The sequence below is a fragment of the Blautia sp. HCP3S3_B11 genome, assembly GCF_052064435.1.
In the GTDB taxonomy this organism is placed as follows: Bacteria; Bacillota; Clostridia; order Lachnospirales; family Lachnospiraceae; genus Blautia_A.
In genome coordinates this window covers 1-12,675 of the sequence record NZ_JBQHVP010000006.1, presented here as the reverse complement: position 1 = coordinate 12,675, position 12,675 = coordinate 1, and the positions used below count along the sequence as shown (strand labels likewise).

The window sequence follows — 12,675 nt, the reverse complement described above, 5'->3', positions numbered from 1 at the left end:
TACAATTTTTCTTTAAGTGCTACAATATGTGGCAAAAAATGTGGCGGACTTTTTACGCAACATTTTTGTCAATACATAGATAGAAGTCACCTTGAAACATTACCAGATTTTGGAGTCTACTGCTGCCTTTTCAATAGAAAGACCCTTCATATAGCTGTCCATAAATGCATTGAATCCGGCTACTCCTTCTGGTTTCGGATCCAGTGTGCTGCTTTCCTGATCTGCAAATACTTTATTGTCAAGGAATGCTTCCAGAGTTTCTCCCTCTTCCTTGTTTACAAGATAAGAAGCAAGAAGGGCAATTCCCCATGCTCCGCCTTCACCTGCAGTAGCCATTACAGATACCGGTGCATTTACTGCATCTGCAAGAATCTGCTGTCCGACACCTTTGGTCTTAAATAATCCACCATGTCCAAGAAGACGATCTACTTTTACATTCTCTTGCTCAAACAGAAGGTTCAGACCTACTCTCATAGCGCCAAGGCATGTATACAGATTTGTTCTCATAAAGTTTGCAAGGTTAAATTTGCTCTCAGGAGAACGGACAAATAACGGACGTCCTTCTTCGAATCCTGTCATATGCTCACCTGAGAAATAACAGTAGGAAAGAAGACCGCCACAGTCCGGATCACCTTCCAGTGCTTTATTATAAAGAGTTCCGAAGAGCTTATTCATATCTACTTCCATACCCATAGCTTCTGCAAATTCCTTAAATACATTTACCCATGCATTCAGGTCAGAAGTACAGTTATTGGAATGTGCCATAGCTACCAGATGTCCTGACGGAGTGGTAACCATATCAATTTCTTTATATGGTCTGGAAAGTTCTTTCTCCAGAACGATCATGGCAAATACAGAAGTTCCTGCGGAAACATTACCTGTACGTACTGCGACACTGTTTGTAGCAACCATACCTGTTCCTGCATCACCTTCCGGAGGACACATCGGGATTCCTGCTTTTAATTTACCTGTTACATCGAGAAGTTTCGCACCTTCTTCAGTAAGAACGCCAGCATCCTCACCTGCAACAAGTGCTTTCGGCATAATGTCGCGAAGCTTCCATGAGAATCCATAAGGAGCTACCAGTTCATCAAATTTATCAACCATTTCCTGATTGTAATCTGCCTTTGTTGTGTCGATCGGGAACATACCGGCAGCATCACCGATTCCCAGAACTCTTTTTCCTGTCAGTTTCCAGTGTACATATGCTTCCAGAGTTGCAATATAATCGATGTCCTTTACATGTTCTTCGCCATTAAGGATTGCCTGATACAGATGTGCAATACTCCATCTCTGCGGAATGTTATAATTAAACAGTTCCATCAGTTTCTCGCTTGCTTCTCCGGTAATATTGTTTCTCCATGTACGGAATGGTACAAGAAGTTCTCCTTCTTTGTTAAAAGGCATATAGCCATGCATCATGGCGCTGACACCGAATGCACCTACAGATTCCAGTTCTACGTCATATTTTGCCTTTACATCTTTTGCCATATCCTGATAGCAGTCCTGAATACCTGTCCAGATATCATCCAGACTGTATGTCCAGATACCATTTTCGTAGCGGTTCTCCCACTCGTGTGCGCCGGATGCGATCGGCTGGTTTTTGTCATCTACAAGTACCGCTTTGATTCTGGTAGAACCAAATTCAATCCCAAGTGCTGTTTTGTTTGCGAGAATCGCTGCTTTTGCTTCTGCTACTCCCATTTTTATGTACCTCCCTGTTTCTCTGTCATTTACCATTCATAATAACCAGAAATGTCTTATTAAATCATTATCGCATTTTTCTTGCTGTTTTACAATAGACCTTTTTTACATTTCAGGGCTGCCATATCAGACATATTTCATTTTCAGCCCGATATGACAGCCCTTGTTATCTGTATTCCTTTTATCGCCGCTATTTAAGCGGATATATTATTTTCTGAATGCAAGTTCATTCCATCTCAGCTCGTTCTTGAAGTCGCGGATGTTTGTGTCTTTGTCAATATAGACAGCTTCAATACCCATAGCTGCTGCCCAGTCTCCCATCTGTTCAGCTGTAAGGTCATAACTGAATGCTGTATGATGAGCGCCGCCTGCAAGGATCCATGCTTCTGCACCTGTCTTAAGGTTCGGCTGTGGTGTCCAGAATGCGCTTCCTACAGGAAGTTTCGGCATTGGTTTCTCAACTTTCTTGCACTCTACATCATTGATGATCAGACGGAAACGATCGCCAAGGTCAATCAGAGATGTTGCAATAGCTGGGCCTGTCTTACTTGTAAATACAAGTCTTGCAGGATCTTCTCTGTCTCCCATGGAAAGCGGGCAAACTTTGATTCCGATCTTGCCATCAGCAACAGACGGGCAAACCTCAAGCATATGAGACTGAAGGATTCCCTCTTTTCCAGGTACAAAGTTGTACGTATAGTCTTCCATCATGGAAGTTCCCTTTGCATCTTTCATTCCGGCAGTCATAATCTTCATCAGACGAACCATTGCAGCTGTCTTCCAGTCACCTTCTGCACCGAATCCGTAACCTTTTTCCATAAGTCTCTGAATAGCAAGTCCAGGAAGCTGCTGCAGGGCCCCCAGATCACCAAAATGTGTAACGATTGCCTGATAGTTCTTCTCTTCCAGGAATTTCTCAAATCCAATTTCAATCTGAGCCTGAACTGCTACATGACGTTTAAATTCTTCCGGATCTCTGCCTTCAAGAAGGATGTCATATTTGCTGTAATATTCATCAACTAATGCATCTACATCACCTTTTGCTACATCTTTTACATAATCAGCAATTTCATTTACAGGATAAGCATCAACTTCCCATCCGAATTTAATCTGTGCTTCTACTTTATCGCCTTCTGTAACAGCTACGTTTCTCATGTTATCTGCTACACGGCAAACACGGATATGGCTGCTTTCCATGATACCAACTGCTGTACGCATCCAGGAAGCAAGTCTTTCCTGAACTTCTTTGTCAGCCCAGTGTCCAACGATAACTTTTCTTTCAATTCCCATTCTGGAAACAATGTGGCCATATTCACGTCCACCATGTGCAGACTGGTTTTCATTCATGAAATCCATATCAATGGTGTCATAAGGAATTTCTTCATTAAACTGTGTGTGCAGATGGCACAGAGGTTTTCTATACTCTTTCAGACCAAGGATCCATGATTTGGCCGGTGAAAAAGTATGCATCCATGTGATAACACCTGCGCAGTCCTCATCTGCATTCGCTTCATTGAATGTTTTACGGATCAGTTCGTTTGTGATCAGTGTTGGTTTCCATACTAATTCAAATGGAAGAACACCACTTTTATTTAATTCTTCAACGATAATTCTAGAATGCTCAGCAACCTTTCTTAAGCATTCATCTCCGTAAAGATCCTGTGAACCTGTGCAAAACCAAAACTTATAGTTTCTTCCTGTCTTCATGATAAAATTCCTCCCTGGATTTTTATTTATTTTCAGATTTTAGATACATTGGCTGCCGTAAAAATTACTGATCACTTCGTGCTCAGCAACGTACCAAGCATTAATGTTTTAAAATCTGTATGTTTAATATCATTTTCCTATATAAAATAAGTTTTTCTTAACTCAGAAACTCTTATATCTGAAATCTCAACAGATTTATTTTTATGCCTTTTTACATGAGCCTCTGACAATCAGTTCCGGATGAATCAGTCTTTCGACTTTACTCTCTTCCTCTGGAATTCCATTAATCTTCTCCAGAATAAGCTCTGCAGCCATTTCTCCCAGTTTTTCCTGCGGATGGGCGATTGTTGTGATTCCATTTCCACGCTGTGCATACAGAGAATTATCATAGCCCGTTATCGAAATATCATCAGGAATTTTAATTCCCTGCTTCTCTAATTCTTCCATAACCTGAACAGCAATTTGATCATTATAACAGACAATTCCATCCGGAATCTGTCCACTCTGTACCATTTCTTTTGCCATCAGTGCCGGTTTCACTTTTCTGTCTTCTGTGTGAAACCACACAACATCATCCGGATTATAAGAAATTCCAAATTCCTGCAATGCCCGGACATATCCTTTATGTCGTTCGAGTCCCTGCATATCATCTGCTTTAAAAAAGCCTTTGATTTTCTTATGTCCCAGTTCCAGCAGATATCTGGTTACAAGATAACCACCCTGTGCATCATCCATAAGAATATGCGGTTTATCCCTCATCTCAGAATAAATTCCCTGAATAAACACATACGGTATTTCAAACTTATCCAGATTCTGATAAAGACTCCTGTGTTTGCATACCATCTCACTTTTACTTGGTTCAATGATAAGCCCGTCAATGTCTTTCTTCAAAAGTTCTTCCAGACATCTTGCTTCTTTCTGTCTGCTGTTTGCTGTGTTTTTCAGAATAATACTGTAACCTCTTTCCGAAAGAACATTATCCATTCCCTGTATCAGTCTTGGAAAAATATAATCGGAAATATATGTGGTAACTACTGCAATATTCTTCGATTTCTTTATATGACGCATATTTTCAGAACAATAAGTGCCTTTTCCATGAAACGCTTCCACATATCCATCCTGTTCCAGAATCTCCAGTGCCTTACGGACTGTATGTCTGCTCATGGAATACCTCTGCGAAAGTTCATTTTCTGAAGGAAGCTTTTCTCCCGGCCGGATGGCTCCTGATACAATATCATTCCTGAGCTGCTCCATTAGTGAGAAATATTTAGGCTTTCCATTATCTGTCATGTCTTCTTCCCTCCTGTATCTAGAATACAACTTGTATGCACATACGAACAAGTTGTTTTTTATGCATAAATTATACAAAATCCCAGGAGGTTTTTCATCACTTTTTTCCAAATATTTTTTCAGTTATTCATGTAGTCAATCGGATATTCGCAATCCTCTTCTGTTATTTCATAGCAGATTCCGTGTACTGCCATACGTATCTCTTTATCAAGATGCGAATTGCAGGTAATCAACGTTACCATAGGTTTCGAATCGTATGGCTCTATACCGGTTTCATACATAGAATTCTCTTTCAATGTTGCTAATTGCTGCTTGTATGCAGGACTCGACAAGTCATATCCATATTCAAACGCCGCACTTTGGGAACCCGCCTGCTCTATGGAAAAAATTTTATATAGAAATTTTCTTTCCGGAGTTTTGATTTCAATTTCCGGACATTTTTCCAAAAATTCCGTCTGTTCATAGCGGTTTAAATTGGCAAACATCATATTGCCCTCTATGTTATGACCGTAGAGAATACTGTGAGAACCCATAAAATTCTTTTTGTTATTATGCTCCAGGAAAATACAGCCAAATAAGTCCTCCTCTTTCTTAAAATTATGCTTTAAATAATACTCGTCATCCATCCCCTGGACTACAGGATAAGAAATATCAGCTCCAGGAATGGTAATCCAGGCTGCCACCTCAGAATTGATCTTTCTTAAATTTTCCCAGGAAATCCCGAAGGATTCCCTGATTTTATCTGCGCGATCACTGTGTTTTAAATTGTCCGAAGATTTTCTTTTTTTCTTTTTGTAAACATTCTTATTCGTTTCTGTTAAACAATTCTGCTTCGTCTTTTTCTCATTTTGAAAAGGTTTTTTGTCCTTATCCTGATAACCGGCCATACGTGCTATTTCTTCATAGCTCTGTCTGGCCTGAAGGTTTTGTTCATAGCTTTTTATATAGAATCCCCCACAATATACGAGAAGTCCGATTGCCGCTATGATCATGCTTATCGCAAACGTTTTAAGCTTTCTCATTTCCGTCCGGTACCTTTAAAACTTTTTTTACCGGAAATCGTTTTTCTGTAAATCATTACGCCTCCAGCCAGCAAGCCAAGGCCAAGAAGTCCGACAAGTGTCATTACCTTAAACGGTCTGGTGTCTCCAGTCTTAGAACTTCCTGCCATAGAACCACCCTGATAACTTCCATATCCGCTGGAATATCCTCCTGAGTTTCCATAACTGCTGCTTCCGGTATTTCCATTGCTACTTCCACTGTTATTACCATTATTATAAGCCGATGACGGTGTCTTTGTCGGAGTCGGAGTCAACTTCGGACAGGTTCCCGGCGCAGATGGTGTTGGTGTAGCTTTCGGTATGTCTGTCGGTTCTGGCGCTTTTGTTGGTTTTGGTGGTTCAGTCGGTTTTGGTGTCTCAGTCGGTTTCGGCGTTTCAGTCGGTTTCGGTGTCTCAGTCGGCTTTGGTGGTTCAGTCGGTTTTGGTGCTGTTTTTACATATACTTCCTGCTGTGCAGAGGTTTCCGGTGAGATATCACCTCTTGCCTTCGCTGTATTTACAACTTTTTCAGCCTCTGCACTCTCTGTCTCAAATACAACTTCATAGCAGACTTCAATCTTATCCATATCCGACAATGTCGCACCTGTATTGATTACAAATCCCGTTTCCGTTACCTCTGTCTTAATATCTTTCAGCTCTACGCCGTTTTTCTTTACAAAAATACTGTCTTTTACAATTGTTGCGCCCTTTGTTTCCAGCGCATCTTCAATAACAATATTCTGATCCGTAACATCCTCACGCAGCTGTCTTACTGTCAGCTTATAATATCCTTTTTCACCAGATACATATTCTTTCTTATCTGATTCTTTGACAATCTCCAGAACAGGACTATGTACCTCTGTTTCCGCTTCACCTGTTGCCGGTATTTTTTCATTGCTGTCCGCAACTGCAGTATTATGTACTTTCTGTCCTGCTAATGCGGCATCAATTACTGCTGCCTGATATTCCACAATCATAGTTTTCTGTTGCCGGCAGTCCAGCGGGTTATACATTACCTGCTCAAAAAGTCCGCCTCTGTCATTATCACAAATACTGTATCTCGCATCTTTGATCAATGCTTTTCCCGTTGATAGCAGGAATGTATTATCATCATTAATCTGCACATCTGCATCTGTCACATTTCCATTCTCATCCATCAGAACCACAGAATCCTTTAAAAGGTGGACTCCCTGTGTGTCGATCACATCATGCAACGTAACATTACGCGCTACGCAGCCAGTCTGTTCCTGTGTCAGCGCAATACGGTATGTAATGATATCTCCATATTTATAGAATGGTTTGTCAGTTATTTTCTCTACTTTTAATACAGGTGAATTTACCCAGATCTTTGAAGCATCTTTTACTGCCTGTGCATTATCTGCATATGCCTGTGCTGTGTTTACGATTTCCTGTCCGTTCACACTTTCCTTTGCAGTACAACGGAAATTAACAGTAACAGGTGTCTGGTATGGAAGATCTGAAATTGTCACTATCCAGCCGGTTCCCTGACGTGTAACCTGGCAATTTACAGGTTTTTCCACAGTTTCTTTGTAATTTTCCGGATTAAGTTCATTTCCGGCATCATCAGTTCCTGCTACCGGATTCTGGATAGCTGCCGGTACACCAGTTACCGTAACAGCTCCCTCTTCTTCATCCAGCGCCAGTCCTTCAGGCAGAGAAAGATCACTAATTACAAGATTACGTGCAATCGATCCTTTTTGAAGATTGTTTACTGTAACCTGATAATTTACCTGTTCTCCAATACGGAATTCATTTTCTGCACGCCCGTCACCAACGGCCAGATACGGATTCTGGAAACTTTTATCAATAGAAAGTACCGCCGTATTTACATATACCTCCGCATCATCCTGTGCTGCCGGTGCATTCTGCGCCTGTACATTTGCAACATTAATACTCTCTGCACCGTTTGCATCTTCAGTAACTGTACAGAGGAAAGAAATCATAACCGGAACATTTGCAGGAAGATCTGAAATATTCATTCTCCATCCGGCTCCTTCCTGAACAAATTCATAGCTGACCGGTTTCTCTGATGTCTCATTATAAAATTCCGGGTTCAGCTGGTTTGGAATATCCGGTGTTCCCGCAACATGCTGTGTAATGCTCTGTGGAATGCCACTGACAGATACATTATCTGCTGATTCCAGTGCAAGTCCTGCCGGCATCTCTGTATCCCAGATAGTTACATTTCTGGCTACTGTGCCTTCTTTTTTATTTTCGACCACTACATTATACTGTACCAGCTCTCCCACCTGCCATTCATAATGATCTGCATTTTTCTCAATCCAGAATTCTCCGGAATTTACATAAACTTCGGCATCATCTGATTTTTCTTCAGCGTTGGAGGCTTTTGCCGTTGCGGCATTTACACTTTCATGGCCATTCGCATCTTCTTGTGCAACACAATGGAAAATAATCGTAACCGGCTGACTGTATGGCAGATATGAACAATAAAAAGCAAAACCATTTGCATCTGCATCCATACGGGATTCCACAGGTCTTGCTTCATATGCCTGTCCGGTCTTCTTATCCGGTACAGGATAATTTATCTGCTGCTGAACGCCCAGCACTTCCACACTTTGAGCCCCATCAGCAAGAATCAGTCCCTGTGGCAGACCGATATCTGTAATATTCACATCTTTTGCAATGGTTCCGGCAGTCACATTATTTACCACGATCCGGTAAGCAATCTGCTCTCCTGCCTGCCATTCATACCTGTCTGCTGTTTTATCAATCTCCAGATGCGGGCTGTTCATCCATACCTCTGCCATGTCCTTGCGGGATTCCTGTTCTCCGGTTTCAGGATTAAGCAGATTATCCGCTGTCGCGGCAACAATATTTTCCCACTCCTGACCATTGGAATCCTCCAGCGCCTGGCATTTAAAGTGAATGGTAATCATCTCTCCATATCTTAAAGATGGGCATTCTGCTTTCCAGCCATTGTCTCCCTGTCTGGTGAGTGTACAGCTTTCTGCGCCGTCACTTGTCTGTACTGTATACTGTCCTTCCAGAAGCTGCAGACATGCCGGAATTTCATCCGTAATGACTACATTGACCGCGCGTACATCCGGCTTTGTCTGGGAAACTGAAACTTCATAGTCTACGGTGTCTCCTGTCTTCCATTCATATTGGGATGCATTCTTGACTACTTCAAGTTCCGGAGAAATCACACTCTTTACCCACACTGTTTCTGTATCCATGGTATCTCCGCTTCCATTTGTACGTTCATAGCTCATAGAAGCATGATTCGGGATAAGGATCGTATATCCATCCTCTGCAAGGTATTTTGAAATATTCATTTCTGATTCTGGTTTCCGACGTACTTTCAGAGTAAATGTATAATTCTGATTATCTGTAAAAGTCTCCTCCTGAAGACTTTCCGGTTTCGCACTGCAGGTTATCTTCTGTCCCTCAATATTAATATCAAACTGATCCGTTACTACCTGTCCTATATCATTTGTAATGCTCACTTTAGAAGTATCTTCGATAGAAAGGCAATCCTCAAGTACATCCTCCACTACAAATGATTTCAGTTTATTTGGTGTTACTTCTGCCTGAATCATATACTGGAATTCCTGTCCCTGTCTGACAGTAAAAGACTGATCTTTTGTTGCCACACTCGCCTGTTCCCAACTGCAATTACTCTCTCCGACACGTTTCTCCGGGGCTTTTTTCATCTCAACATTGCCAAAACAATAAGACGTAAAATCGAAATATGCATATGCCTTACAATATTTCTGTCCTTTAAAGGTCGGACAATAAGTATTTCCTGACGGATCCAGATATTTATTTCTTATGTTTTCTGCCCATTTCTCCTGAGATCCCGCCTTCTTAATTCCATCTTCTCGGGTCTTATCCCACTTGTCCAGTCTAAGCTGATGGCAAAATTCTACTGTAAAATTATCTGTATTGTAAAAAAGATTCAACCAGCCTCTCGGATCATCCGGTTCTATGGCACCAATCGGAGAAGTTACCGTATTTCCTTCTACTGTCAGATAATCATTCTCTTTCAGAACATACGCACTGTCCAGTCCGCAATCCGCAGGGATTCTTACGCCTTGCCCCGCATCAACATCACGAATCGTACCATGCCCACTGATTGGCAAAGCCTCATCCGTTCCATGCTTAAGAAACTGGAACTTAACTTTCGCGTACCCTACAGAATAAATAAATACGCCAATGCTGTTTTTGGAAAATCCGACCAGCGGATAGGATTCATTATCTTTCCACGCAAAAGTAGCCCCTTCTTTATTCTGAACAATCGTTTCCACAGTATTCAGTTCATAACGTCGTTCGGCATTCTCTACTCCCATAAGGATAAGACGGACATCTACAATATTTCCGTTTCCATCTTTACCTACATTGTTATAACGCATTCCCGCACTTCCAGCCTTATAATCCGGATACACTCTGACACACTCCGTATCACGTTCGCTTTTCCCATTGTCCGAAAAAGCCTCTCTGTCCAGGTTATCACACCCAAAGGATTCATACGTGGTAATTCCGGGCTGAAATTTCATATCAAAGCGATAACTATAGTCTACCGTCTTATCATTGTCCCAGGTTTCTATGGACAATGAAGCCGCCTGTGTTACGCAGGCAGGTAAAAGCCCCAGAACTGCCTGTACGATAAAAAGCAATGCAAGCAGCAAAGCTCCCAGGCGTTCTCTCAGTTTTAAATTGTGTTTCATTTTCTGTCTCCTTTCCAAAATAAAAAATGACGCCGGGACAAAATATTTCGCCCCTGATTTGAATGAATGTGGGATTTTTCCCTGCACCTGGCAGGATTAGAGAATAGAAACCAACTACGTGATTTAATAAGTTTTCAGAAATTTTATATGTGAATTTTTCGTAACTATTCAGCAGTCTACTATCCCGCGAGGTGTTTTGGCATGAATATGCCAAAATCCCGAGACATACAAGTCAAAATCCCATCGCCGAAGGCGATTTTTAATGGATTTTGACTCGTAACTGTGAAGGTACTGAACAGTTACAATTTTTCTTTAAAGTCAGTCAGATAAATTATCTTCTTGTTATAGACTCAATTTAAACAATCAGATATTCGCAATTGAAACAGGGGACTTACTTGATTCGGTTAAAACAGGGGATTTCTTTGATTCGATTAAGTATTGGAAATATGAGAGATCAGTACAAAGCATCTTTATCAGAGCCCTGTACCGACTTTTTTTGAAAAAGATTGCTGTCTCTGTGATAAGCGACATTTTTACTGGTTATTACGTTTCTTTAACCAGGAAAGAAAATAAAGAATAATTGCCAGAATAATAAAGAATGGAAGAACAGCTCCAATTAACAGCACAAGGAGAATAATAGCAACAGCCGCGGCTACAATAACGATTGCCTTGCCATGCCAGGTAGAAAGATCTAATACCTTCTTCCATTTCTTCTCTGGCTGCGGAGGCGGATCCATTTTACTTCCATAGCTGCTTCCATACGAAGAATATTCCCCATAATCTTCCTGCGCACTTCCATCATCTGTGTCAATCAATGTCTTGGCTATCAGACGCGGATCTCCCAGTTCTTCAAGAACTTCTCTCTCTGGGCGTCCGCCACGTACCTGAGACTGTATATAATCCTCATAATATCTTACATGTGCCGCAGCCTTGCCTTCCTGCATATTTCCGGCAAGCTGTCCTCTGAGGATGTCCAAAAATTCTTTTCTATCCATATCTGCGTCTCCGTTTATCAATGTATCAATGATATCGATATGATTGATCACCCACATCAGGTGATATCGTGTATTTATTCTACCATACTTTCAGTGGATGACAACTAATATAATCATAAAATTTTTATGAAATACTTATAAACTCATTGCTCTTCGCAATTGAAGCAGGGGGCTTACTTGATTCTCTTAAATTTTTTCACTTCTGAACTCCTGTGTCAAAATCCTTTATTTTTCCCAGATTTAATCTTTTCTTGTCTTTTTTTTAACATTCCAGAGTCACGCAGATGAAAATCTCTTTCATCAATCTGCTTTTCTCTCATTATTTATTATTAAAATTACACAATTCATATCCAGATTTTCAATTTTTTTTGACGATTCAGAAAAATTTTCTTGACATTTTTTTCTCAAAATGCTATATTGTATTCATCAATTAAAGGAACCTTCGAGTACTGACGGAAAATGTGGAATACAAACCACGGGGAGTCGGAGGTTTGTAGAAGCCGACCGTCTGGGCAGTATTTGAAGATTTCAGATACTGGCCTTTTTTTATCCCGTAAAAACAGCTTAACAGTTGTTTTTACCTGTAAAACAGACAGTCTGTCCGACACTTCCTTTAATGAAATAAGTTACTGGTCAGAACAGTAACATAAGTTTTTCATGTTATGCGGAGACGAAAGGAGAAAAACATTATGGGATTCAAATCAGACATCGAAATTGCACAGGAGTGCGAAATGCTTCCAATCACTCAGATTGCAGAGAAGGCAGGTATTGATGACAAATATCTGGAGCAGTACGGAAAATATAAAGCAAAAATTGATTACAATCTTCTGAAAGAAAGTGACAAGAAAGATGGAAAATTAATCCTTGTTACAGCAATCAACCCAACTCCTGCAGGTGAAGGTAAAACTACTACTACTGTAGGTCTTGCAGATGGTATGCAGAGACTTGGCAAGAACGTTATGGTAGCTCTTCGTGAGCCATCCTTAGGACCGGTATTCGGTGTTAAAGGTGGTGCAGCCGGTGGCGGATATGCACAGGTTGTTCCTATGGAAGATATCAACCTTCACTTCACAGGTGACTTCCATGCGATCGGCGCAGCAAACAACTTACTTGCAGCTATGATTGATAACCACATCTTCCAGGGCAACGCATTAAACATTGACCCACGTAAGATCACATGGAGAAGATGTGTGGATATGAACGACCGTCAGCTTCGTAACGTAGTAGACG

At 41.0% G+C, this 12,675-nt stretch carries 7 protein-coding genes and 1 riboswitch; of the genes, 1 reads left to right on the top strand and 6 read right to left on the bottom strand.

Translation table 11 applies throughout. The annotated features are described in order from the left end of the window. Window positions 1-99 precede the first annotated feature (99 nt). From ACTNC0_RS05705 to ACTNC0_RS05680, 6 genes are all read right to left on the bottom strand, one after another. A complete protein-coding gene (locus tag ACTNC0_RS05705; protein ID WP_441086649.1) occupies window positions 100-1,704 on the bottom strand; it encodes a xylulokinase in 1,605 nt (534 codons plus the stop codon). Between the two features lie 207 nt (window positions 1,705-1,911). Further along, on the bottom strand, window positions 1,912-3,411 hold the full coding sequence (araA, locus tag ACTNC0_RS05700; RefSeq protein WP_441086648.1) for an L-arabinose isomerase: 1,500 nt from the start codon (window positions 3,409-3,411) through the stop codon (window positions 1,912-1,914). Window positions 3,412-3,612: 201 nt separating this feature from the next. Continuing rightward, window positions 3,613-4,701: a GntR family transcriptional regulator gene (locus ACTNC0_RS05695; RefSeq protein ID WP_441086647.1), complete on the bottom strand. Its 1,089-nt coding sequence runs from the start codon at window positions 4,699-4,701 to the stop codon at window positions 3,613-3,615. Window positions 4,702-4,820: 119 nt separating this feature from the next. Then, the gene (srtB, locus tag ACTNC0_RS05690; protein ID WP_441086646.1) at window positions 4,821-5,723 is read right to left on the bottom strand and encodes a class B sortase; all 903 of its coding nucleotides are present in this window, start codon (window positions 5,721-5,723) and stop codon (window positions 4,821-4,823) included. Then, complete coding sequence (locus ACTNC0_RS05685; RefSeq protein ID WP_441086645.1) at window positions 5,720-10,450, bottom strand: isopeptide-forming domain-containing fimbrial protein; 4,731 nt, start codon at window positions 10,448-10,450, stop codon at window positions 5,720-5,722. The genes srtB and ACTNC0_RS05685 overlap by 4 nt, the downstream gene beginning before the upstream one ends. Window positions 10,451-10,983: 533 nt before the next feature. Then, on the bottom strand, window positions 10,984-11,445 hold the full coding sequence (locus ACTNC0_RS05680; protein WP_118630971.1) for a DUF1700 domain-containing protein: 462 nt from the start codon (window positions 11,443-11,445) through the stop codon (window positions 10,984-10,986). A 435-nt stretch (window positions 11,446-11,880) separates the two neighbouring features. Next, window positions 11,881-11,966, top strand: a riboswitch (ZMP/ZTP riboswitch). Between the two features lie 168 nt (window positions 11,967-12,134). On the opposite strand from ACTNC0_RS05680, the gene ACTNC0_RS05675 reads away from it, so the two are divergent. Beyond that, on the top strand, window positions 12,135-12,675 hold a 541-nt coding region (locus ACTNC0_RS05675; RefSeq protein WP_441086644.1), incomplete at its 3' end, for a formate--tetrahydrofolate ligase.